25 protein-coding genes are annotated in these 21,964 nt (G+C 43.2%); 10 read left to right on the forward strand and 15 right to left on the reverse strand.

Going from position 1 to position 21,964, the window contains the following annotated elements:
- The 3 genes from B4Q04_RS01790 (at nucleotide 1) to B4Q04_RS01800 (ending at nucleotide 2,352) form a co-directional block, all read left to right on the forward strand.
- A complete protein-coding gene (locus B4Q04_RS01790; protein ID WP_013992687.1) occupies nucleotides 1-795 on the forward strand; it encodes an undecaprenyl-diphosphate phosphatase in 795 nt (264 codons plus the stop codon).
- Between the two features lie 42 nt (nucleotides 796-837).
- On the forward strand, nucleotides 838-1,551 hold the full coding sequence (truB, locus tag B4Q04_RS01795) for a tRNA pseudouridine(55) synthase TruB (RefSeq protein ID WP_013992688.1): 714 nt from the start codon (nucleotides 838-840) through the stop codon (nucleotides 1,549-1,551).
- 117 nt (nucleotides 1,552-1,668) lie between these two features.
- On the forward strand, nucleotides 1,669-2,352 hold the full coding sequence (locus B4Q04_RS01800) for a hypothetical protein (RefSeq protein ID WP_316932903.1): 684 nt from the start codon (nucleotides 1,669-1,671) through the stop codon (nucleotides 2,350-2,352).
- Here the strand turns inward: B4Q04_RS01800 and B4Q04_RS01805 are convergent.
- The gene (locus B4Q04_RS01805; RefSeq protein ID WP_088695831.1) at nucleotides 2,329-2,955 is read right to left on the reverse strand and encodes a thioredoxin family protein; all 627 of its coding nucleotides are present in this window, start codon (nucleotides 2,953-2,955) and stop codon (nucleotides 2,329-2,331) included. The two genes, B4Q04_RS01800 and B4Q04_RS01805, sit on opposite strands and share 24 nt — an antisense overlap.
- A 318-nt stretch (nucleotides 2,956-3,273) precedes the next feature.
- Here B4Q04_RS01805 and B4Q04_RS01810 point away from each other — a divergent pair, with 318 nt between their 5' ends.
- From B4Q04_RS01810 to B4Q04_RS01820, 3 genes are read left to right on the forward strand one after another with little or no spacing between them, the layout of a single operon-like run.
- Nucleotides 3,274-3,837, forward strand: a complete 564-nt coding sequence (locus B4Q04_RS01810; protein ID WP_013992691.1) for a DNA-3-methyladenine glycosylase I — start codon at nucleotides 3,274-3,276, stop codon at nucleotides 3,835-3,837.
- Between the two features lie 33 nt (nucleotides 3,838-3,870).
- Complete coding sequence (locus tag B4Q04_RS01815) at nucleotides 3,871-4,461, forward strand: hypothetical protein (protein ID WP_088695832.1); 591 nt, start codon at nucleotides 3,871-3,873, stop codon at nucleotides 4,459-4,461.
- The gene (locus tag B4Q04_RS01820; protein WP_013992693.1) at nucleotides 4,442-5,128 is read left to right on the forward strand and encodes a DUF2490 domain-containing protein; all 687 of its coding nucleotides are present in this window, start codon (nucleotides 4,442-4,444) and stop codon (nucleotides 5,126-5,128) included. The genes B4Q04_RS01815 and B4Q04_RS01820 overlap by 20 nt, the downstream gene beginning before the upstream one ends.
- On the opposite strand, the gene aat is transcribed toward B4Q04_RS01820, so the two are convergent.
- The 4 genes from aat to B4Q04_RS01840 all read right to left on the reverse strand — a co-directional run bounded on the left by aat (nucleotide 5,099) and on the right by B4Q04_RS01840 (nucleotide 8,003).
- On the reverse strand, nucleotides 5,099-5,779 hold the full coding sequence (gene aat, locus B4Q04_RS01825) for a leucyl/phenylalanyl-tRNA--protein transferase (RefSeq protein WP_088695833.1): 681 nt from the start codon (nucleotides 5,777-5,779) through the stop codon (nucleotides 5,099-5,101). The two genes, B4Q04_RS01820 and aat, sit on opposite strands and share 30 nt — an antisense overlap.
- 107 nt (nucleotides 5,780-5,886) lie before the next feature.
- A complete protein-coding gene (locus tag B4Q04_RS01830) occupies nucleotides 5,887-6,264 on the reverse strand; it encodes a DUF3127 domain-containing protein (RefSeq protein ID WP_013992695.1) in 378 nt (125 codons plus the stop codon).
- A gap of 101 nt (nucleotides 6,265-6,365) precedes the next feature.
- Nucleotides 6,366-7,031 (reverse strand): hypothetical protein, encoded by a 666-nt coding sequence (locus B4Q04_RS01835; RefSeq protein ID WP_088695834.1) that lies wholly within the window; start codon nucleotides 7,029-7,031, stop codon nucleotides 6,366-6,368.
- 87 nt (nucleotides 7,032-7,118) lie between these two features.
- Nucleotides 7,119-8,003 (reverse strand): flavin reductase family protein, encoded by an 885-nt coding sequence (locus B4Q04_RS01840; RefSeq protein ID WP_410543957.1) that lies wholly within the window; start codon nucleotides 8,001-8,003, stop codon nucleotides 7,119-7,121.
- Nucleotides 8,004-8,147: 144 nt separating this feature from the next.
- Between B4Q04_RS01840 and B4Q04_RS01845 the strand changes: the two genes are divergently transcribed.
- Both B4Q04_RS01845 and B4Q04_RS01850 read left to right on the forward strand, forming a co-directional pair.
- Nucleotides 8,148-9,296 (forward strand): sensor histidine kinase, encoded by a 1,149-nt coding sequence (locus B4Q04_RS01845; protein WP_046287375.1) that lies wholly within the window; start codon nucleotides 8,148-8,150, stop codon nucleotides 9,294-9,296.
- Between the two features lie 85 nt (nucleotides 9,297-9,381).
- A complete protein-coding gene (locus B4Q04_RS01850; RefSeq protein ID WP_088695835.1) occupies nucleotides 9,382-9,723 on the forward strand; it encodes a hypothetical protein in 342 nt (113 codons plus the stop codon).
- 2 nt (nucleotides 9,724-9,725) lie between these two features.
- On the opposite strand, the gene B4Q04_RS01855 is transcribed toward B4Q04_RS01850, so the two are convergent.
- Complete coding sequence (locus B4Q04_RS01855; protein WP_013992700.1) at nucleotides 9,726-10,118, reverse strand: HIT family protein; 393 nt, start codon at nucleotides 10,116-10,118, stop codon at nucleotides 9,726-9,728.
- Between the two features lie 14 nt (nucleotides 10,119-10,132).
- Nucleotides 10,133-10,609 (reverse strand): transcription elongation factor GreA, encoded by a 477-nt coding sequence (greA, locus tag B4Q04_RS01860; RefSeq protein ID WP_013992701.1) that lies wholly within the window; start codon nucleotides 10,607-10,609, stop codon nucleotides 10,133-10,135.
- A gap of 146 nt (nucleotides 10,610-10,755) precedes the next feature.
- Between greA and B4Q04_RS01865 the strand changes: the two genes are divergently transcribed.
- Nucleotides 10,756-11,193 (forward strand): hypothetical protein, encoded by a 438-nt coding sequence (locus B4Q04_RS01865; protein ID WP_088695836.1) that lies wholly within the window; start codon nucleotides 10,756-10,758, stop codon nucleotides 11,191-11,193.
- A 5-nt stretch (nucleotides 11,194-11,198) separates the two neighbouring features.
- Here B4Q04_RS01865 and B4Q04_RS01870 read toward each other — a convergent pair whose 3' ends face one another.
- The 3 genes from B4Q04_RS01870 to B4Q04_RS01880 form a co-directional block, all read right to left on the reverse strand.
- Nucleotides 11,199-11,858, reverse strand: a complete 660-nt coding sequence (locus B4Q04_RS01870; protein ID WP_046287799.1) for a hydrolase — start codon at nucleotides 11,856-11,858, stop codon at nucleotides 11,199-11,201.
- Between the two features lie 56 nt (nucleotides 11,859-11,914).
- Complete coding sequence (locus B4Q04_RS01875) at nucleotides 11,915-12,895, reverse strand: Gfo/Idh/MocA family protein (protein WP_088695837.1); 981 nt, start codon at nucleotides 12,893-12,895, stop codon at nucleotides 11,915-11,917.
- Between the two features lie 212 nt (nucleotides 12,896-13,107).
- Nucleotides 13,108-15,240 (reverse strand): TonB-dependent receptor, encoded by a 2,133-nt coding sequence (locus B4Q04_RS01880; protein ID WP_088695838.1) that lies wholly within the window; start codon nucleotides 15,238-15,240, stop codon nucleotides 13,108-13,110.
- Between the two features lie 373 nt (nucleotides 15,241-15,613).
- Between B4Q04_RS01880 and B4Q04_RS01885 the strand changes: the two genes are divergently transcribed.
- Nucleotides 15,614-18,109: a hybrid sensor histidine kinase/response regulator gene (locus tag B4Q04_RS01885; RefSeq protein ID WP_123772317.1), complete on the forward strand. Its 2,496-nt coding sequence runs from the start codon at nucleotides 15,614-15,616 to the stop codon at nucleotides 18,107-18,109.
- Here the strand turns inward: B4Q04_RS01885 and B4Q04_RS01890 are convergent.
- From B4Q04_RS01890 to B4Q04_RS01910, 5 genes are all read right to left on the reverse strand, one after another.
- Nucleotides 18,084-19,466, reverse strand: a complete 1,383-nt coding sequence (locus tag B4Q04_RS01890; protein ID WP_013992708.1) for a sigma-54-dependent transcriptional regulator — start codon at nucleotides 19,464-19,466, stop codon at nucleotides 18,084-18,086. The two genes, B4Q04_RS01885 and B4Q04_RS01890, sit on opposite strands and share 26 nt — an antisense overlap.
- A gap of 178 nt (nucleotides 19,467-19,644) precedes the next feature.
- Complete coding sequence (locus tag B4Q04_RS01895) at nucleotides 19,645-19,950, reverse strand: hypothetical protein (RefSeq protein WP_013992709.1); 306 nt, start codon at nucleotides 19,948-19,950, stop codon at nucleotides 19,645-19,647.
- Between the two features lie 73 nt (nucleotides 19,951-20,023).
- On the reverse strand, nucleotides 20,024-20,329 hold the full coding sequence (locus B4Q04_RS01900) for a hypothetical protein (RefSeq protein ID WP_088695840.1): 306 nt from the start codon (nucleotides 20,327-20,329) through the stop codon (nucleotides 20,024-20,026).
- 504 nt (nucleotides 20,330-20,833) lie between these two features.
- Nucleotides 20,834-21,139 (reverse strand): hypothetical protein, encoded by a 306-nt coding sequence (locus tag B4Q04_RS01905; RefSeq protein ID WP_013992711.1) that lies wholly within the window; start codon nucleotides 21,137-21,139, stop codon nucleotides 20,834-20,836.
- A gap of 332 nt (nucleotides 21,140-21,471) precedes the next feature.
- The gene (locus B4Q04_RS01910; RefSeq protein WP_013992712.1) at nucleotides 21,472-21,780 is read right to left on the reverse strand and encodes a hypothetical protein; all 309 of its coding nucleotides are present in this window, start codon (nucleotides 21,778-21,780) and stop codon (nucleotides 21,472-21,474) included.
- Nucleotides 21,781-21,964: the final 184 nt, after the last annotated feature.

Raw genomic sequence — 21,964 nt, forward strand, 5'->3', positions numbered from 1 at the left:
TTGGAGACGCTAGACGCCATCATTCTCGGTATCATTCAAGGATTGACCGAATTTTTACCCGTATCATCAAGTGGACACTTAGAATTGGGAAAAGCCATTTTAGGCGACCATTCCGTACCCGAAGAAAGCCTTTTGTTTACCGTGGTACTGCATTTTGCCACCGCCTTAAGCACCATTGTTGTTTTCAGGAAAGACATATGGGAAATCATCAGCGGTCTTTTGACTTTTAAATGGAACGAAGAAGCGCAATTCTCGGTAAAGATTATCATATCTATGTTGCCCGCCGTTTTTGTGGGCCTCTTCTTTGAGGAACAACTGGAAGCCTTTTTCGGGGGCAACGTTCGCTTTGTAGGCTTCATGCTATTGATAACGGCCGTTCTTTTATATTTTGCGGACAAAGCCAAGGACACGGATAAAAAAGTTAGCTTCGGCAACGCACTGATCGTCGGCATCTCACAGGCCATAGCCATGTTACCAGGTATTTCAAGAAGTGGCGCCACCATCTCCACATCGGTACTTTTGGGCGTAGATAAGACCAAGGCGGCCCGTTTTTCGTTCTTGATGGTCGTACCCCTGATCTTTGGAAAAATAGCAAAAGACCTTATGAGCGGCGACCTTAACTTTGACGGCGGAAACAATGTTGCCATGGGCGCAGGTTTTATCGCCGCCTTTGTAGCCGGTCTCGCTGCCTGCACCTGGATGATCCAATTGGTCAAGAAGAGCAAGCTTTCTTACTTCGCCATTTACTGCTTTGTTGTAGGGCTGATCGCCATTGCCTACGGTTTTATGAGTTAGAGCGATTTCAGTTTCGCTAAAAAGGGATTAATATTTTTTTACATGGATTCGCGTAGCAAAGAAGACTTTCTTGACGGACAAATATTGCTTATCGACAAGCCGCTAGGATGGTCGTCTTTTCAAGCCGTAAACAAATTAAAATGGGCCATTCGCTCAAAATTCAAGCTCAAGAAGTTTAAAATCGGCCATGCGGGAACCTTAGACCCCTTAGCTACAGGACTACTCATCATTTGCTGCGGAAAGTTCACCAAGAAAATACCGGAGCTTCAAGGCCAGGTAAAGGAATATACGGGCACCATAACCCTCGGCGCCACCACCCCTTCGTACGATTTGGAAACCGAAGTCGACCAAACCTACCCTACCGAACATATCACCAAAGCCTTGCTCAACGAGACCCTCTTACAATTTATAGGCGATATCGAGCAACGCCCCCCTGTATTTTCGGCCCTAAAAAAAGACGGCAAGCGCCTTTACGAATATGCCCGCGAAGGAAAGGACGTGGAAATAAAAACAAGGATCGTAAACGTTTCGACTTTTGAAATCACCCAAATGAAGCTGCCCGAGCTAAAATTCAGGATTGTTTGCAGTAAAGGCACCTACATTAGATCTTTGGCACACGATTTGGGGCAAGCATTAGGGAGCGGAGGCCATTTATCTGAACTCAGGAGAACCAAAATAGGAGAATACAACGTAAATACAGCCACAGATCCTAATGTTTTTGCGGAAAATCTACTGGGAAAAACGACAAAATCGTAAAAAGAACACCTTAGTCTTTCCGTTCAACGAATAATTAAAATATTTTTTTAAAATTGTGGTTATACCACCATGACCTTGAACCGTAAACACTTATCGTTTCTTATCACCATCTTTTCGATGTCCATAATCGTGTTGGCCTTGTACAACATTCATTTAGGACAAGACAAGGAGCAGGATGAGTACGTGGTGGAAATGATGCTGGAAGAAGATATTGAAGAGCTTCTCGAAAAAAAGGAAGAGCTGGAAGAAGAAATTGAAAAATCGGAGCCCCTTAAAAGCCACATGGCGTACAACGAAACGGCAAAGCCGAGCTACGGTAACCCAGAACCCTTAAAAACCCTAGAGGAGTTGATGGAGGAAAAATTGGCCGCCGAGAATAACGACGACCCAACGGGCATGCTTTCAGATTCCGAATACGCGGAACGCGTAAAGGAACTTAAAAAGAAGCGCCAGGAAGCCAAGCAACTATTAGGCGAAAAAGAAGCACAGAAGAAAGAATTCACCAATAACTTGGCCAAACGCCGAACTTCGGTTTCCTATTCTTTGGTAAACCGTAGCTACTACAAGTTACCCCCTCCCATATACACCTGTATCGAAGGAGGAAAAGTGGTCATAAACATTCAAGTAGATGCCACAGGCAATGTTGTCGATGCCGATTACAACGCCAAAAGTTCCGGAACTACAAACGGCTGTCTCATAGACAACGCCATAGCCTACGCTTTAAAGGCGAAATTTAGCTCTGGTGAAAAGTCCATACAAAAAGGTACGATTACCTACCTATTTCAAGGGAAGGCGCGCTAAGAGTTCCTTCAACATTGTTTGCCCCTTATCTTTATTGTACCATTGCTGTAAATCCTCTTTGATTTCAGGCAACAGCGTTCCGTGTTTTGCCTTATGGTCGGCCACCAATTTTGCGGCAGGCTCAGGCCGCGGTCCCCAATCAGCAAGTACTTCTTGGTTTTCACGATCCCAAAAAATCAATTTAGGGATAGACATTCCGCCATTGGTCAAAAACTGGTTCATAAGGTCTATATTCTCATCCCTCAAAACCACTTTAAAATCGATATGTTCGTTCAACTGGGCCACCTTATTGATAACGGGCAAGGCCGGCGCAGCATCCCCACACCAACTTTCGGTCAAAACGATCAGTTGCAATTTTTTGCCGAGCTTGGCAATTTGCGCAACATGCTCATCACTAAGCTTAACGGTCTTATCAAAACGTTTCATCCGTCTATCGTTAAGCATGGTATAATTGGCCAAGGCTTCCGTCTGGTTCGGTCCGGTAGACTTCCCCTCTATGGCCAATTGGCTAACCATGGCACGATAATCGTCGTACGAAATTGCTTGCGACAAGGCTTTTTCAAGTAATTGCTGCGTATTGTTCAATGTTGTAGGTATTGCCATTTCAATCTTCTTTAATTCGTTACAAAGTTAACACTCTGTCGGTACAGCTTGCGTAACTTGGGTAACATTGGTAGCACTTTCCCACAAGAACTTACATCTGCATCGTTGAACGGGGCCTCAACAAGAACAAAGTCCGATTTACGATACTAAAACGCACTTTCAATGCATTGATCCAAAGGGCACCTTCCACTAAAAAACGATTACTAGACAAACCTTGATTCATAATTTCTTAATATTGGACTGCAAAACATCGATTGAAAGTAACACAAGCATAACCTTTTGTTCATAAAGACGTATTTTCGCGATTCAAAAAACAAAATGGAAAAACAAAGATGCGGTTGGTGCAAAGGCGACCCCCTTTACGAGGCCTACCATGACGTAGAATGGGGGGCACCGGTAAAGGACGACGATACCCTTTTCGAGTTCTTGGTCTTGGAAACCTTTCAGGCCGGATTGAGCTGGATTACCATTTTAAAGAAGCGCGAAAATTTCAGAAAGGCCCTAGATAATTTCGATTACCGCAAAATAGCCCGGTACGAAGAAAGTAAGATACAAGCCTTACTGAACGATGCCGGAATCATCAGAAACAAATTAAAGGTAGGAGCAACAGTTTCCAATGCTTTGGCGTTTATGAAGGTGCAAGATGAATTTGGAAGTTTTAGCGATTATGTCTGGAGTTTTGTTAACCATAGCCCCATAAAGAACAGGGTAGAAAATTACAAAAATGGCCCTGCCACCACAGAAATTTCGGATGCCCTGAGCAAAGACCTGAAAAAACGAGGTTTCAAGTTTGTGGGCAGTACCGTAACCTATGCCTTTATGCAGGCCGTAGGTATGGTCAACGACCATGAAATCTCATGTTTTAGGTATGAGCAAGTGTAGTTAAAAAATGAACCTTACAGAAAGTATAGCGATATGAATTTTAAGTCTATTTTCCTTTTAGTATTTATTTTCTCCTTTGGTACCGGTACACTCTTCGCCCAAGTCAAAAGTGAGCGCGAACACCGTATTCGAAAATCACAATTTCCGGAAAAGGCCCTTATGGGCATCGAGGAAAAATTGGAAAATGCGAGGCAAATACGTTTTTACAAGGAAATAGACAGCAACGAGGTCAGCTACAAGGTTAAGTTTAAAAAAGACCGTTTGCGATACGGTATAAAATTCAACAACGACAGCAATATCGAAGACATTGAATTTGAAATAAAGCCGGTAGACATCCCCAACGATTCCTATTCCCAAATCATCGCTTATCTGGAAAATAATTTCGAAAAATACCGCGTACAAAAAATACAACAACAATATCTTACCGAAGGTAACGACATAGACCAAAGCCTGAAAGATGCCTTTCAAAACCTGATGCTTCCCTCCATTACCTACAAATTTGCCGTCAAAGGCAGGAAGAACGGTAAGGATGTTGAAAAATTTGAAATCATCTTTAATGCCGAAGGTAAATTGGAATTGATCAAAAAGGCCCTACCTCCAAACTATGACCATATACTATATTAAAAAGCTCTTTGTTCTTTTTAGCTTGTTGTTGAGCAGTTTGGGGTTCTGCCAAGAGAATCTCACAGGCTATTTTCAGCCCGATATTTCGTTGAAATATAAGGTGAGCACCAATTATTCACATAGTTTCAAGGCAGCCCAGCGCGCCTATATTTACGAAGATGATTTTTCATATCGTATCAGACAAATTGACCTTGTTCACTTTTCCTCTTTTAAAATCGACCCGAAACAAAGTTTGGCCCTTGGGGTACAGTACCGCTTCAGGCACACTTTCGATGAACCGGAAGAGAACGAACTAAGAACGGTACAGCAGTACAAATATTCGCATAGCAACAAAAACCTAAACATGGGTAGCCGTTTTCGGGCCGAACAGCGCATCACGCCTTCATTGACCGTTCATCGCTTTCGGTATCGCTTCGCGATCGACTTTCCTTTAAAAGGTGAAGAACTTGACGTAGGAGACCCATATTTTTCCGCTTCCGCAGAACCACTCCTTAGTGTCTCCAAAGGCGAGAGCCCCATATACGACCAACGTCTCACATCGCACTTCGGTTGGTTGCTCGACCACGGAACAAAATTGGAAATCGGTGCCGAGTATCGCGCAGAAGACTATACACAGGCGACACAGCATATCTTCTTCTTACTCACCTCGCTTATTTTCAGCCTTTAGAATTTGAATGAATTCAGAACGGGGGATTTCTTGGGCGCCCAAACTCTCAAGATGGGACGTATAGATCTGGCAATCGATGAGCCTATAGTTTTTTGCTTCCAGTTCCTGAGCCATTTTGATGAAGGCAAACTTTGAGGCATTGCTCACCTTGCTGAACATGCTTTCCCCGCAGAAAACAGTCCCTAGGTCTACACCGTAGAGTCCGCCCACGAGCCTATCGTTTTCCCAGACTTCGTACGAGGTGGCATATCCTTTTTCATGCAGTTGCAGATAGGCCCTTTTCATCTTATCGGTTATCCACGTGCCGTCTTGGCCTTCTCTTTCAATGCTGGAACAGGCTTCGATGACAGCTTCAAAAGACTGGTTTTTGGTCAACTTAAACCTGTCGTCGCGCAATACTTTACGCATGCTTTTAGAGATTTTCACATCCTTTGGACGAAGCACCATTCTAGGGTCGGGGCTCCACCACAGCAATAGCGCATCAGTATTGAACCAGGGGAAAATACCGCTTTTGTAGGCCAACAACAAACGTTCGACCGACAGATCGCCCCCGGCCGCCAAGAGGCCATCGTCTTGGGCATATTCCACCGGAGGAAACACCAAGGCTTCGCCGAGAAAAAATAAACTGTTTTGAGCTTCGTTTCCTTTCACCCTTTCGTTTTAGAGATATTGCAAAAATAGCCAAAAGCCCCGTTAGGCAGTCTAGCTAACGGGGCTTCTATAATTTTCTTCACGGGCCTGATCAGCCCATGTAAAACTTAAAAGGGTAAATCGTCGTGATCTTCCTCATTTAGGTTGTCAGCAGGTTGAAACGCTTCCGCTGGTGGCACAGGCGGCATTCCAGGCGCGCTTTGTTCCGCTTGAACAGCCTCGATTCTCCAACCTTGGATAGAATTGAAATATTTAACCTCACCCTGTGGGTTGGTCCATTCCCTACCTCTTAAGTTGATACTGATCTTTACGTCTTGACCTACACTAAAGTTATTCAACAAATCGGTTTTATCTTGTACAAACTCTACCATTATATGTTGTGGGTACTGTTCTTCGGTAGTTACCACTATCTCGCGCTTTCTAAACCCGTTATTCCCGAAGGTTTGGGTTTCCCCGATCATTTTTACTTTTCCTTGAACTTCCATGATTATGAATTATATGTGAACTAATTTTTATAGTGGATAAAAGTAGTTTTAATCGCATAATCCACCTAAAAAAACAAATAGAAGTTATTAAAGGTTATCAGCTATAAGCGATAATAGAATTTTACCCCCAAAGATGGGTTGGGACCAAAATCCCGGCCTTCCTTATCATACAAGGAAGAATACCATTCGCGAAAAACATCGGTGCTTTCTAGGTTTTCCACATCGAGATATTCACTGTTGCGCCAACGGAAACCGATTCCTCCATAAAAGTTCAATCCGACCTTTTGTCCCAAGTTCAAAAACAAACCAAACTTAAGGTGCATTCCATATTTTTGACGTTCGAACCGAGCCCGGTCATAACGAAAATCTTCACCGTTTTCAGTCTGGTACTCCCCATTGGAAAAGATATTGGCCTGGTCGATATAAAACAGTTCGGCAGAAATATATTTTAGGGTTCTCGCCTTAGGGTTGAGCACATAATGAAACTCGGGCCTTATTTCCCATAAGCGGTAACTATCCCCAAGATGATTGCTCAAGAAGCCTATTCCCTTATTGCCATAACCGATGTCGACACCCATTTTCACATGGGGCGCTACATGCTGGATATAGCCAAGCCGCAACCTAGGGGCATAAATATCCAAAGATGAAAAAGGACTAACAGCAATATACGAAGAGGCACCACTTTGACGGGCCACATCATTTTCCTGCGAAAATGCATGGGGCACGACCAGAAGTAACAAGAGCAAAACGGACAGGTGGGTTTTCATAATACGCAAAGGAATAGATGATCGTTAATTTCACCTAAAACACTTCAACCCATATAAACCCTACTAAAATACTGGTTTTCCTGTAGATTACTCCGCCAACAATACCTTCCATGCGGAAAGCACATCGTTCTTATGTAAATATTCTTGGGCCTTTAACTCTAGCGGCTTTCTTTCCCCTCCACTGAGCAAAGACCTTATTTCGATATGCTTCGCAACAAAATCTTCTACCGATTTGCGGTCGGGTATTTCCTCTATATTGCCCAACATTCCCAAATCGTTACCGGTGAGGGTCTTGCTCAAACGAATATGTTCGGGTATTTGATCAAAGCCGATCCCCAAGGAAGACAAGGGCTTGGGCACTTCGAACAATCCTAGATTGGCCCTGCTGTACCAATTGCCTCCCATACGCGCCACTTGATCGATCTTACATTGGTCGATTACCCCGTTTTCATCAAGAATATCGGGGTCGACATGTATTTTTACCACTTCGGAAAACACCAAGTTACCCGCACCGCCTTCACGCCCCAAGGCCTCCACCTTGCTTACCTTACATTCAAATTGTACAGGCGATTCGGCCACACGGAAAGGCCTTACGATATCTGAAGATCGCATAGTCAGGCCGGCCTTTTCAAATTCGTTCACTCCCTTGGCGTATTCGGTACTCGACAAAGACATTTGCTGTACCATATTGTAATTGACGACATTTATAACCACCTCTTTGGTCAACAACACGTTCTGCAAGGTATGCTTTGTGGTGTTGTCACGCACCCTACGTGCCGGTGAGAAAATCAAAATAGGAGGCTTGGCGCTGAACACATTAAAAAAACTAAAGGGAGACAGGTTGGGGTTTCCCTTTTCATCTACCGTACTGGCCAACGCAATTGGCCTGGGACCTACGGCCCCCAAAAGATAAGCATGCAACTGAGCGGTAGAAACCGCTTCGGGTAGTACTGAAATCATTTCTTTTGCCATAGCATAAAGATAAGAAAATAGAATCCATCAAAAACACCGATGCCCATCTACCCTACATCTTTTTCTTCATATTTACCTTATCTTTGACGGGTTCAACCCTTAACGAAATACGGGCTTGGACCCATTCAATAGGTATTTATGCGGATGAATTTCAATCCTAAAAATAAAACATCGAATTTCATTTTACTCATTACCTCCTTTGGTATTGTGAGCCTTATACTGTGGAATACGAACAGTTTCTTTAAAAAGTTCAAGGAAGAAGAACGGCTTAAGATGGAAATTTGGGCCACGGCACAATCGGAATTCCAACAATCGTCGGAAGATACCGATCTGGGCAACCTACACCTCAAAGTTTTCCAGAACAACACCTCGACCCCCATGATCTTGGTCAACAAAGACGGTTCGTACAAGACCAATAACATGGATAAGCAGAAAGTAAGCGACTCTGTTTATGTTCAAAATAGAATACGGAAGTTCGAAAGCGAGAACAAACCCATTTCAATAAACCAACAGGGCGAACATTTGGCTACGCTTTATTACGGCAATTCGGAGGTTTTGAACAAATTGAAATACTACCCCATAGCCCTCTTATTGATCATGTTTTTGTTCGGGGCGGTAATCTTCTTCTTTTTCAAGACCAACAAGGCCTCTGAACAGAACAAACTATGGGCGGGCATGGCCAAGGAAACGGCACACCAGATCGGTACGCCCTTATCTTCCTTATTGGGATGGAACGAACTTTTAAAAAGCGAAAACATCAACCCCCAGATTACCAAGGAAATCTCAAAGGATATTTCTAGGCTAGAGACCATTACCGAACGCTTTTCAAAAATAGGTTCGCTACCCAAGCTCGACCCCCACGATATTGTAAAAGAAACCAAAGATGCCTACGACTACCTAAAATTGCGTAGCTCAAAACTGATCGATTTCTCGTTCTCTTCAAATGTAGGGCAGCTTCCGGTATTACTGAACCGCTCCCTCTACAATTGGACGATAGAAAACCTGGTCAAAAACGGTATCGACGCCATGAAGGGCAAGGGAAGCATCCACATAGAGATACGAAGCGAGGGCAAACAAGTACACGTACAAGTTTCGGATACCGGTCACGGCATACCCAAAAGTGACTTCCAGACCATTTTCAACCCTGGGGTAACCAGCAAAAAAAGAGGTTGGGGCTTGGGCCTTTCGTTGGTAAAAAGAATCGTTGAAGAGTACCATAAGGGGAAGATAAAAGTACTTTCGTCGAATAAGCAGGGTACAGTTATGCAGGTTACCCTAAAGGCTTTAAGTTAGAAGGTCGAAAACCCTAAGACCTCTATTTTCGTATAAAAAGAGTATATTCAGAAATAAGAGATTTTATTTTTTACAAGCAGTTGAAATGGCAAAGGAAAAATTAGTGATGATCAAGGAAGCGGAACTGACAAACAATTGCCCGGAATGCTTCAATCAAGATTTAAAGGTTTCTTTTTACCAAAAACACAAGTATGGCAAACTCTTTCATTCCATTACGAATGAGGTTACGCATGAAATCGTATGCAATAAATGTGAGTCGAAAATCTATCCTGTAAGTTGGACGGACGATATTGAGCGTAGTTTCAAGTACTACCAAAAAATGGTGACCCCTGATCGCAACACCCTAAAATTTACTCCCCTATTCTGGGTTTTAATCTTGCTTATCGTGGCCATAGTGGCCGCTGGTATTTATTTTACGATTCAATAGACCTAGCCTAGTTCGGCGCGGATCTTCGCGGCAATCGTTTCAAATTCTTCCTTGGCAAGTGAGACCTTGTGCTGAAAAGTAGCCTCTTGCATACTGTTCAAAGGTATAAGATGAACATGAACGTGCGGCACCTCAAGGCCAATGACCGTCATTCCTACCCGTTTACAATCGATGGCAGTTTCAATGGCCTTCCCCACTTTTCGTGAAAAGGCCATGAGTCCCATATAGGTAGCCTCGTCAAGATCCATAATCTTATCTACCTCTTTCTTCGGAATACAAAGAGTATGCCCCTTGGCGTTGGGGTTGATATCTAAAAAGGCGAAATAGTCATCGTCTTCCGCTATTTTATAACAGGGAATTTCGCCGTTGATGATTTTTGTGAAGATCGATGCCATAGCGCTCTAAAATTTTATGCTCTTGTAATCTCTAAAATATCGAATTTCAAGGTTCCGTTCGGTACGGTTATCTCAGCGGTATCGCCTACTTTCTTACCCAACAGTCCTTTACCTATAGGTGAGCTTACCGAAATCTTGCCTGTTTTCAGGTCGGCCTCGCTCTCGGCTACCAAGGTGTATTTCATTTCCATACCGTTGGTCTGGTTCTTCAATTTAACGGTAGAAAGCACCAGTACCTTAGAGGTGTCCAATTGAGATTCATCAATAAGACGCGCATTGGAAAGGATTTCCTCCATCTTAGAGATCTTGAGCTCCAATAGGCCTTGGGCCTCTTTGGCCGCGTCGTACTCCGCATTTTCGGAAAGGTCACCCTTATCACGTGCTTCGGCAATGGCTTGGGAAGCTTTGGGTCGTTCAACATCTTTCAATTGATTCAACTCGTCCCTTAATTTTTGTAGTCCTTCTTTTGTATAGTAAGATACGTTACTCATATGATACTCGTTTAATATATCAGGTAAAATAGGAAAATCCTCTACATAGACCGTAACATTGCAGCCATTTTAGAGAGGATTTAACGCAAATATACATAAATTTTGTTCACTTTTGCTGTACGGATTTTTAACCTACATCCTTTTCTATGAAGCGTTTGTTCAGCATACTTATTGTCTTATCAACCTTATCGTGTAGCAAAGATGGGGTTGTGCGCAATCCCTACTTGCAAGAGGTGGGTTTTCGGTTCGATATGAACCTCAACCTTCCCCTGTACAGTCAGCTGACCAATATCGGAAGTATCGTTTTCGTCGACAATGCGGGTGTGGGCATAAGAGGCATTTATGTCATTCAATCGGGTATTGACCAATACCGTGCCTTCGAGGCCACCTGCCCCAACCACGTGCCCAACGATTGCTCTACCATGACCCAGAACGGCCTAGAGGTTACCTGTTCGTGCGACGACCTTGTTTACAACCTATTCACCGGTCAACTGATCAACCCACCGGAAGAGGGCAAACGGTATTACGACATGCTCGAATATCGCGCTACACGCAGCGGCAGGATCATACTGGTCACCAACTAGCACTTTTACTCGTTTCTATAGCGCTCCATAATGGCCTTGAAAAGTTCACCCGTACTAGGCGGGGTGTAAGAAATAGCATTGGCCCCGGCCTCGATGGCCGACACAATGGTTTCATCCGTTTTTCCCCCAGTGGCAATGATCGCAACCTCATCATCGATATCCCTTATACGCTTAATGATATCGGTAGTTTTACCCGCCCCTGAAACATTAAAGATATCGATACCGGCCCGTATCCTTCCCTTAATATCATCTTTTTCAGATACAATGGTAATGGTTACCGGAATATCGATTCGGTCTTTCAACTGCCGGATCAGGTCATTGGGGGCCGGCTTGTTCAAGACTACCCCTAAGGCCCCTTGAAAATCGGCATGTACGGCCAACTCAATAGACCGGTTACCCGTAGTGATTCCTCCCCCTACGCCACAAAAAATAGGCTTATCGGCCGCCAAAATCAAGGCATTGGAAATGGTGGGCTGTGGTGTAAACGGGTAGACCGCAATAATGGCATTGGCATTGGTATTGCGTATGATGGCCACATCGGTACTGAACAAAAAAGACTTTAACAATTGCCCGAAAACACGAATACCCGAGCACTCGTCTATAATTTCAGGGACGGCTACGATATTCTTCCGCAGCTTACTTCCAAAGGCCGGTACTTTTTTCATATGCTCTTGGGTATTTTTAACCATTATACTTCAGTAAAACTGCAGGGCCAGGCCGTCTATAGACTACCTAAAATACGGTCCATTACCCAACTGGTATGCAAGGCCGTCTTTCCTGTTGACGGATGGCTTTTACCCCCGAACAGATCCTCCCTTAAATTTTCAACATGAAATTGCTGCACATGTTCGGGATGGGCTATAAACAAGCGCTCTTCGCCCTTGGCATTGACCAAGACCACATCGGCCTCCTCAAAAACGGAAAAACCGATCTTACCTTCACTTCCGTAAATCTCGACCAAGTCTTCCCTTTGGTGGGTTCCAAAATTCCATGTACCCGAACCCGTGATGCCCTTTTTATGAAGCCAATGCCCCGTTATGGCATCTTTGGCGGTATACAAGCCCTGTTGGTTCAGTGCCGTTCCGTAAGCCTCGTCAAAATCACCCAACAAATAGGCAAAGAGATCTAGGCCGTGACTGGCCAAATCGTCAAAATACCCGCCCGGGGCCACTTGGGCATCGGTACGCCAATTGTACTGCCCGATTAAATCGACTTCATTGGGCGGTTTTCCCAAAAACCAACGAATGTGGCGGACTTCCCCTATTTGATGGGTATCCAACCATTCCTTCACCTTTAAAAAACGCGGTAAGGAACGACGGTAATACGCTACGAAAAGGGGTATGTTTTTCTTTGCAAATGCTTGCTCGACCTCAAGACTATCGGCATAGCTCGGAGCCATCGGTTTTTCAATACAACAAGGCTTTCCCGCAGCAGCAACCTTTAGCGCATATCGCTTATGACTATCGGGAGGCGTGGCGATATAGACGGCATCTACCTCTTCATCGTTTATAAGGGCATCGGCATCTGAATAGTATTTAGGAATACCATGCCTTTTGGCGTAATCAGCAGCTTTCCCGGCATCGCGCCGCATAACGGCCACGACTTCAAAACCTTCTGTTTTTTGATAGGCCGGTCCGCTTTTGACTTCGGTTACATTTCCGCAACCTAAAATACCCCAGCGAATTTTCTTTCTTTCTTCCATACCATCGACACTTTGAATCTGTAGTAAACAACCTCGGGGCAAGCCGGCGAGGCATTAAAGGGAATACATCTTGATTTCGAGGCAAGCCTCGAAGCATTTCATCTCGATTATCGCGTAAAAATAACGGATTTAAGAACAGCTTCTAAGCCGCGATGAAACTAATTCCATAAGTTTTTAACGCCATCCGATTACGAAGAAAAACAACCTCGGCATTAAAACCTAACCGTAGCTCCCAATAAGAAATTCGTTCCTGCCTGTGGATAGTAATAGATATACCCACCTCCATAATCCGCTCCGTTCGAAACAAACTTTGAATCAAAGATATTGTTCACCAAACCGGATAGGGTGATGCTCTTAACAAAAGTATTTACATCAATTTGATATTGAATATTGAAATCGGTCTGGGAATACCAATCCAACACCGAGTCTTCGTTATGAATATTGTTCATGTATTGTTTTCCCACGTATTTGTTCAACAAGGACAACTGCAGGTTGTAAAGGGGATTGTAGCCCAAAACGTTACCCGTAATGATATTAGGGGAAAATGCGATGGTGGTATTGCCCAATTCTTCTAAAACGCCATTGTTCTCCGTAAAAAAATCTATGTTCTTATTAGAGCTTACGGCTAAATTCGGTCGCCAAAAAAACTTCTTCCCGATCTGAACATTTGCATCCAACTCGAATCCGAGTCGGTAACTATCCCCAACGTTGGCACGCAACGGAGCCCCTACATCGTTGAGCTGCCCTGTCAACACCAATTGGTCTTTGTACTTCATATAATAGGCATTGGCATTCAGTTGGAACGAAGTGGAGACATAACGCCACCCCAACTCAAAATCGTTCAATTTTTCCGATTTAGGGCTTCCCCCTTCGTAATCGTTCCTATTCGGCTCACGATTAGCAACGGCATAACTGAAATAGAAATTGTTATTGGCATCCAAGTTAAATACCACCCCCGCCTTAGGGTTGAAAAAACCAAAGGTATCATCAACAAGTCCGGTATCTTCACCGTTGGCCGAATAACCCACCCTTCTATATTGAAGGTCGCCAAAGAGGCTCCATTTATCGTTTAGACCATAATTCACCTTTGAATACACATTGAAATCCGATTTATTGGAATCGTCTTCATAATACCTATCGCGAATATGGCTATCGGTAGCATATCGTGCCCAAATAACTTCACCGAAGTGATCCCCTTGATACGAATTCCATCCTCCCCCTAAAATAACATCTAAACGGTCTTTGGTATAATTGGCCGAAAAGACTAGGCCGTAGAACTTGTTATCTAACCAGCGACGACGTATCAAATCGGTCGTTTCAACCAAATCACCATTCACCACTATGGGATCAAAGCCGTATGTTGCAAAGTCATCTTCTTGTTTGTACTGTTCAAAAAATCCGCTCCCTTTGGTAAAATGAAGGGCTACATTAGAACTCCAATTCCCAGAAAGCTTCTGATTCCAAAGAAATTGGGCATGGTTTTGCTTGTAGTCATCCACCTCATTGTCATAGAATTGCTCGTCTCCGTTTTCATCGGTGTAGGCCCCCGCCGAATTATAAGTTCTATCCTCTAATAAGGTTTTCGCATCAACGCCGTTCCATGCCTGATAAGTCACCTCATGCCCACCGAAGAGTAAGGCCTTCAATTGTGTTTTACCGTCGCTGTAGGCCGCTTGCAAGAAGTAAGAATCCAGATCGGAGGAAGCCCTATCCACATAGCCATCTGAAGTTATTCGCGACAATCGACCGGAAATCTCTATCCGATCATTGAGTAGACCCGTACTGAACTTGATATTGTTCCTAAGCGTATTAAAGCTCCCTACGGACGATGAAACCTGGCCATAGGCTTCTTCAGAAACGGCATCCGTCAATAGGTTCAGGCTAGCTCCAAAGGCTCCTGAACCGTTGGTAGACGTACCCACACCACGCTGAAGTTGCAAACTTTCGGTAGAGGAGGCAAAATCGGGCATATTGACCCAAAAGGTACCATGCGACTCAGAATCGTTGTAAGGTATACCGTTTATGGTAACGTTAACGCGCGTATTGTCACTACCACGTACGCGAATACCTGTATAGCCAACTCCGGCTCCCGCATCGGAGGTAGTTACCACCCCAGGCAGAAAATTCATGAGAATAGGAATATCTTGACCCAAATTACGCGAAGCGTATTCTTCTTTTTTAAGATTGGAAAAAGTTACGGGAGTAGCCTTATTGACCCTAATAGCAGAAACAAAAACCTCATCTAGGTTTATTTCTTTGCCGGTAAGGGAATCGACTTCCTTTTCTTGGGCAAAAACCTGGCCCGTAATCAACAGGCCGACCAAAAGCATTACAATGTGTTTCATTCGTATAAATTAGCTACGAATAAAAGGGGCCTTATTCTATATGTTGTTTTGAAAATTCGTCCAATTATGGACCGGCATAAAAAATCCAAGAAGTGAAAAAAAATCACTGTCCCTTGGCAGCATTACCCGCCCAGGTTCATTGGGTATAATCTCAGCTTATCTTGATTCAACCAAGGCCTTATGTTGGCCTTGACCGTTTCAAGGGTTCGCACCCCTTTGAGATGGCGCAAATATAGCTCGGCCCTTTTACATTTCATAACTAATTTGATCAAAAGACAGGGCTTCGTTCATCGATCGTGCCATAGCCTGCAAACAATTAACGCTTATCGGTAAACCCTATCAACATTATATCCGTATTTTTAGAAAGACTTTTGTGCAACATACGAACATGGTAAACGCCTCTAAAAAATCTAAAAACAAATTCACCTTAAAAATTGTCGCCAGCTATCTCATTTTGGCTATACTGGCGGCAGCCGTTGGTTATTTCGTATATACCGAGATACAAACCTATATTTCAACCGAAACCGCCGATGTAAACGATGAAAAATTACTACGGACAAGTTCGTTGATGACCAATCTTTACGAGGCCGAAAGTCTTTCTAAGCTCGCCTTACAGAGCGACGAGAAAATCAATTTTGACGCCTACGCCCTTAAAATAGACTCCATACAAATAGAAATCGACACCCTAAAGCAGCTAATGTTGGGCGAAGAACAAAAAAGCCTGTTAGATAGCCTGCAGGTTCTATTGAGCCAAAAAGTAAGCAACAACAACGAGTTGCGAAAATTGAAAGTCAAAAGCAAGTCGGCCAATTCGTTGGACAAGGCCTTAAAGGAATTTGAAAAAATAGAGGAATCTTTCGGCAAGTTTTCAGCAGAAAACCTTTTTACCGACTTCGACCAGTTGTCCCCAAAGGTGCAGCAATCCCTAAGGGACTATGCCGACCTGATCAGTAAAAACGTTCCGAATTCAGGCGATAACACCAAGAACGCCGCCTATGTAGATTCTATCTTGAACGTTTCAAAAGCCATGTTGAGAAAGGCCAAATTGGCCGATACCCGATCGCAACGCTCCTTGGCGCAAAAGGAAATCGAGGTAAACCGTAACGACCTTGAACTCTCGCGCCAGCTCCAAAATATCATTGCCGCCTTTGAAAAAGAAATTATAGCCAGCAGTTACAACACCAGTATCGTAAAACGGGAAACCCTAAAAAGAACTACCCGGATCGCCGGTTTGGCGGCTCTATTAGGATTTTTGATCGTGGGCATCTTTTCTTTTTTGATTACAAGGGATTATTGGAAAGTACAGACCTATCGAATGCGGTTAGAAAAAGAGAAAAAATTCTCCGAGTCGATTTTAAAGAGTCGCGAGCAGCTGATCTCTACCGTAAGCCACGATTTGCGCACACCGTTAAACACCATTAGTGGATATTCGGAACTACTCGAAAGCACGGGACTTACCCGCAAGCAAAACGGGTATATAAAGAATGTAAAATCGGCCTCGGAATATGTCGGCAATCTAGTGAACGACCTACTCGATTTCTCAAAACTGGAAGCAGGTAAGCTCAAAATCGAAAAGGTTCCCTTTATCCCGGCCCATCTGATTCAAGAAACCGCCGAAAACCTTCAGGCCTTAAACATGCAAAAAGGCCTAAAATTGGTCTTGGAAATCGCCCCACAACTTCAACAAACCGTATTGGGCGACCCGTTCAGGATTCGACAAATACTGACCAACCTTATGGGCAACGCCTTTAAGTTTACGGAGCAGGGCCAAATCAAGATTATAGCCACCGCAACCAAGGGCAAGGACAAGGCCATAACGGCACGTATTCAAGTGGTCGACACAGGCATAGGCATAGCCAAGGAAAAACAACATTTAATATTCAAGGAATTCACCCAAGCCGACAGTGATACGGATAAAAAGTTTGGCGGTCACGGTCTGGGACTCACCATTTCAAAAAAATTGGCCGAGCTCCTAAAGGGCAGCTTGACCCTTGAAAGCCAATTGGGCTCAGGAAGTACCTTTACCCTACAGCTACCCCTTGAAATTACCGATGCGGTAAAAAAACCAAATAAGGAAATGCCCTATTTGGCCCCCAAACTACGTATGCTGATCATTGACGACGATACGGCCTTATTACATATGCTACGCGAACTGGCAGAGAGTATGGGCATTACGGCACATACCTTTACCAATTTTCTTTCCATTGAAAAAGACTCCCATTTAGCCTATGACATAGTACTTACCGATATTCAAATGCCACAGGTAACGGGGTTCGAAGTATTGAAAAAACTCAAATCGGGGGCCTACAAGCACTATACCGACCAACCTATCGTTGCCATGACCGGCAGAAGGGACCTAGGGCCGGAAGCCTATATTGGGGTCGGATTTTCCCAAGTGCTACAAAAGCCCTTTCCAAAAGGGGAACTTATTGCCACACTCAAGCTATTGGGCATTACCACCCAAGACGAAGCGCCCAAAGAAGGAAAGACAGAGGCCCTTGACCGTGAACCCAAATTATACAACCTTGACATCATCCATTCTTTTTTAGGAAGGAACGAAGATGCGATACAAGACGTACTGGGCACCTTTTTAAGCGATACAGAAACCAACATGAAACTTCTTGAGGAAACGGTTGGCACACAAGACTACCCCCAAGTAAATCAAGTAGCACACCGTATGCTGCCCATGTTCAGGCAACTGAAAGCCGAAAGCTGTGTAGTTGCATTGGAACACATGGAAGTTGCAACCCCTGAAGCCATGGACCATAAGACCCTTTCAGATTCATTTGCGAATTTGAAATCAGATGTAGCGGATTTAACAAGCGAACTCAAAGAGCGCCTGGCTACAAGTCCAGATTATAATGATTGATTTTATTATAAAGCGTTTTCCGTGTCACCTGAAGTAATTTTGCCGCTTTCGACTTATTGAAATTGGTTTTTTTCAAGGCTTTGATAATACGGTCCTTTTCAAATTCCGATTTTGAAAAATTCTCTATGGTAGTCGTTTTTTCTTGCGGTTGAAGCACCTCTCGTGGCAAGGCTTCCATTTGAACCTCATCGCCCGTGGTCAATAACACGGCCCTTTTCACTACATTCTGTAGTTCACGAAGGTTACCCGGCCAGTGGTATTGCTGAAAAGCTTCCCAAACTTCCGAAGAAAATCCGTCAACGTTTTTATCCAGACTTGCATTTGCCTTGTTCAAAAAATTCTCGGCAAATAACATCAAGTCCTCGAATCGTTCCTCTAGGGAAGGAATCTGTATGGAGAATTCATTCAATCTATGAAAAAGGTCTTCCCTAAAAGTACCTTTCTCCACCGCCTCGGTCAAATCTTCGTTAGTAGCCGTAATGATACGCACATCTACATCAATCTCTTTCGTACTACCAACCCGTTTTATTTTTCGTTCCTGCAAGGCCCGAAGCAATTGTATTTGGTTCTCGTACGATAGGTTACCCACCTCATCCAAGAACAAGGTCCCTTTATTGGCAGCCTCAAAATTCCCTATCTTATCTTCTACCGCTCCGGTAAAACTTCCTTTTATATGTCCGAAAAACTCACTTGTCGCCAATTCTTTGGGTATGGCACCACAATCGACAGCAATAAAATTAAAGTCCTTGCGCTTGCTGTTATCGTGAATGGCCTTGGCCGTCACCTCCTTACCCGTACCGCTTTCCCCGGTAATTAAAACGGACATATCGGTAGGGGCTACCAATTTTATATAGTCTTCCAATTTTTTGGAAGCCTCACTCACTCCTTTAACTATAGTATTCGTTCCTCCCACTGGGCGGGTAGCCTTGGAACCATTTTGCCTTGAGTCCTTTTTAGACCCGTCTCCCTCTGTTGGGGCGGTTTGGGCCATACTGACCTCCACCTTTAAGGCGTTATCTAAGATCATTACGATTTCATCAGGGGTAAAAGGCTTTGAAATGTAGTCGAAGGCCCCCTTTTTCATGGCATTTACGGCCGTACCAACCTCAGCATAACCGGTCATAACGATTACCTGTGTCTTTGGACTCACTCCTTTTATATCGGTCAGTAACTGTATACCGTCATAATCGGGCAAACGCAAATCGGTTAATATCAAATCAAAATCGGTTTTCCCGAATTTTTCCTTGGCATCTGGGGCTGTAAAGCTCGTCTCTACTTCGTAGCCGTGTCTCGTCAAAAACTTTTGAAGCATCTGACAAAAAGCGGCGTCATCTTCAATGATTAAAAGGTTTGGCATAAAGCTGTTTAGTATTCTGTATCTATCTACGTAAAAATAGTACAAGAAAGCTGTCTCTCCTCTAAATTTATCATAAAAGATATTTTTAAAAAAGGGCCAAAACGCAAAAAAGGAACCGTTATATCACGGTTCCTTTCTCAAAATTGGTTCGGAATTTCTTCCGACAATTTAGTTCTTCTTATTGTTGAACGGCGTTACCTTCTTCATCAACGATAAGGGCACCAGAAGTACCATCTTCCAAAGAAACTTCCAATTTGTATTGGTTAGCTTCGTTCTTGCTTGCTTTGTTGATCGTAGCACCTGGGTAGTTGGTTTCGATCATTGCAGTTACGGCTTCTGGAACTTCTTCCAAGGCAACCTCGGCAAAAGCATCTTGGGCTACAGCTTCAGTAGCTGTTTCTGTAGCGTCGGCAGCTTGCTCTTCTTGAGCGAATGCAGTTAAACTTCCTAGTGCGAAAACGGTGGTAATAAATAATTTTTTCATAATATTCTTATTTTATATGTGTAACTAATTAATGGTAATATTCAATGTAGGGGAACTAAACGCTAGGCGCTTTTTATTGTTGAACGGCGTTGCCTTCTTCATCAACGATAAGGGCACCAGAAGTACCATCTTCCAAAGAAACTTCCAATTTGTATTGGTTAGCCTCATTCTTGCTAGCCTTGTTGATCGTAGCTCCAGGGTAGTTGGTTTCAACCATTGTAGTTACGGCTTCCGGAACTTCTTCCAAAGCAACCTCGGCAAAAGCGTCTTGGGCTACAGCTTCAGTAGCTGTTTCTGTAGCGTCAGTAGCTTGCTCTTCTTGAGCGAATGCAGTTAAACTTCCTAATGCGAAAACGGTAGTGATAAATATTTTTTTCATGATATTCAGGTTTTAAGTGTTATTAATTAATTTCAGTTAGTATATAGAAAATATGATACCAAAAAAGCCAAAACCCCTAATCAATTAAAAAACAGTTGGTTATATATTTTGTCGATTTTCAAAACTGTGTATTATTGTAAAATTCTGTTTCATTTGGGTAATAATTTCACAACTCAACCATCGCGATGTAAAACCCTAGCCTTGGGCTTTTTTACTTTCTTGGGATGGATCAGGTCTAAAAGCAAAAAATCCGGGCAACTTATGCCGGACCATTTTACATTAAGACCTTCTTCTTTTTTCCTTTAATCGATAAGCCGGTATCGGTACTCTAGGAAGCTACATCAATATCGTTATTCTCACTTCTTTATAAATTAGACGATGCCCTATTACTTTATATTTTCGAACACTCAAAAAATTATGACCTTATACAAAATAGAAAGGGGCTGCAGATGCAACCCCTTTCTGACCAAACCAACTTGATACAAAACAAATAACTCAAGTTATTTACATTTCAATCCAGTTACCATTTTCGTCAGCGTACAAAGTACCGGCAGTACCATCTTCTAGGGAAACCTCTAGCTTGAACTGCTTTGCTTCGTTCACGTATGCTTTATCAATAGATGCAGTAGGATAGTTTTTAGCAACTGCTGCGGTCACCGCTTCGGGCAACTCATCGGCAGATACTTCAGAAAAATCATCTTGAGTCGCTGCGGCCTCAGTGGCTGCAGCTTCAACTGCCGTAGACTCCTCTTGGGCAAAAGCCGAAAGACTTCCTAATGCCAATATTGCTGTGATAAATATCTTTTTCATGATGTGTTCTTTAGAATTAATAACTGTATACTCTAAAGAAATAATGATACCAAAATCGCAAAACAAACATAAATATTTGATTTACAGTTATATAACATATTTTTAAAATATGTAAAGTGTGTAATTGTGTGTATTTCTAGTACTTTGGTGTGTAAAATGTATACGAATACCCATGATCCACACCCGAGCGAAGTATCAGCAACACCTTCCTTCGCATACAGCATCTTTCGAACTGAAACCCTATAGCTAGATATATTAAAAAAGCCCCATCTTCAAATGAAGATGGGGCCTTTTACTAACTATCTAACTATGCTACTAATAAAAGTATTAGCTTATTTTTCGATCCAGTTACCTTCGGCGTCAGCATACAATTCAGCAGTTTCACCATCTTCTTTGGCAACTTCCAATTTGTACTGGGCATCTTCGTTCATGAAGGCTTTAGAAATAGTTGCACCTGGGTGGGCAGCCTCTAAAGCTTCAGAGATAGCGGCAGGAACTTCTTCAACTGCTACTTCAGCAAAAGCATCTTGAGCTTCAACAACCTCAGTTGCTACTGTTTCTTCTACTACTGTTTCTTCTTCTTGTGCAAAAGCAGTCATTGTACCTAAAGACAATACTGCAGCAAACATTAAGTTTTTCATTTTGTGTGTGTTTTAAATTATTGATTTGTTTTGATAATCTCTTAGTACTAAGAGAAAATGATGCCAACTCGAAACACCCCCACCTAGAACACACTAAACACCTGATTAACAGATAACTAATTTAAAACCACCTCATACATCACTTGTATACAGGTGTGTAAAAACATAAAAAAGTGTGTAAAAA

Origin of the sequence: Zobellia sp. OII3 (assembly GCF_002211465.1) — a bacterium.
In the GTDB taxonomy this organism is placed as follows: Bacteria; Bacteroidota; Bacteroidia; order Flavobacteriales; family Flavobacteriaceae; genus Zobellia; species Zobellia galactanivorans.

Coding starts and splice junctions, on each gene's coding strand:
- B4Q04_RS01870 (WP_046287799.1), bottom strand. CDS start 11,858: ATGAAAAAAGTACCGGCCTTTGGAAGTAAGCTGCGGAAGAATATCGTA.
- B4Q04_RS01880 (WP_088695838.1), bottom strand. CDS start 15,240: ATGAAACACATTGTAATGCTTTTGGTCGGCCTGTTGATTACGGGCCAG.
- B4Q04_RS01810 (WP_013992691.1), top strand. CDS start 3,274: ATGGAAAAACAAAGATGCGGTTGGTGCAAAGGCGACCCCCTTTACGAG.
- B4Q04_RS01840 (WP_410543957.1), bottom strand. CDS start 8,003: ATGGCAAAAGAAATGATTTCAGTACTACCCGAAGCGGTTTCTACCGCT.
- B4Q04_RS01850 (WP_088695835.1), top strand. CDS start 9,382: ATGGCAAAGGAAAAATTAGTGATGATCAAGGAAGCGGAACTGACAAAC.
- greA (WP_013992701.1), bottom strand. CDS start 10,609: ATGAGTAACGTATCTTACTATACAAAAGAAGGACTACAAAAATTAAGG.
- B4Q04_RS01835 (WP_088695834.1), bottom strand. CDS start 7,031: ATGAAAACCCACCTGTCCGTTTTGCTCTTGTTACTTCTGGTCGTGCCC.
- B4Q04_RS01890 (WP_013992708.1), bottom strand. CDS start 19,466: ATGCCAAACCTTTTAATCATTGAAGATGACGCCGCTTTTTGTCAGATG.
- B4Q04_RS01900 (WP_088695840.1), bottom strand. CDS start 20,329: ATGAAAAAAATATTTATCACTACCGTTTTCGCATTAGGAAGTTTAACT.
- B4Q04_RS01855 (WP_013992700.1), bottom strand. CDS start 10,118: ATGGCATCGATCTTCACAAAAATCATCAACGGCGAAATTCCCTGTTAT.
- B4Q04_RS01865 (WP_088695836.1), top strand. CDS start 10,756: ATGAAGCGTTTGTTCAGCATACTTATTGTCTTATCAACCTTATCGTGT.
- B4Q04_RS01895 (WP_013992709.1), bottom strand. CDS start 19,950: ATGAAAAAATTATTTATTACCACCGTTTTCGCACTAGGAAGTTTAACT.
- B4Q04_RS01845 (WP_046287375.1), top strand. CDS start 8,148: ATGAATTTCAATCCTAAAAATAAAACATCGAATTTCATTTTACTCATT.
- B4Q04_RS01830 (WP_013992695.1), bottom strand. CDS start 6,264: ATGGAAGTTCAAGGAAAAGTAAAAATGATCGGGGAAACCCAAACCTTC.
- truB (WP_013992688.1), top strand. CDS start 838: ATGGATTCGCGTAGCAAAGAAGACTTTCTTGACGGACAAATATTGCTT.
- B4Q04_RS01820 (WP_013992693.1), top strand. CDS start 4,442: ATGACCATATACTATATTAAAAAGCTCTTTGTTCTTTTTAGCTTGTTG.
- B4Q04_RS01815 (WP_088695832.1), top strand. CDS start 3,871: ATGAATTTTAAGTCTATTTTCCTTTTAGTATTTATTTTCTCCTTTGGT.
- B4Q04_RS01905 (WP_013992711.1), bottom strand. CDS start 21,139: ATGAAAAAGATATTTATCACAGCAATATTGGCATTAGGAAGTCTTTCG.
- B4Q04_RS01805 (WP_088695831.1), bottom strand. CDS start 2,955: ATGGCAATACCTACAACATTGAACAATACGCAGCAATTACTTGAAAAA.
- B4Q04_RS01910 (WP_013992712.1), bottom strand. CDS start 21,780: ATGAAAAACTTAATGTTTGCTGCAGTATTGTCTTTAGGTACAATGACT.
- B4Q04_RS01875 (WP_088695837.1), bottom strand. CDS start 12,895: ATGGAAGAAAGAAAGAAAATTCGCTGGGGTATTTTAGGTTGCGGAAAT.
- B4Q04_RS01800 (WP_316932903.1), top strand. CDS start 1,669: ATGTCCATAATCGTGTTGGCCTTGTACAACATTCATTTAGGACAAGAC.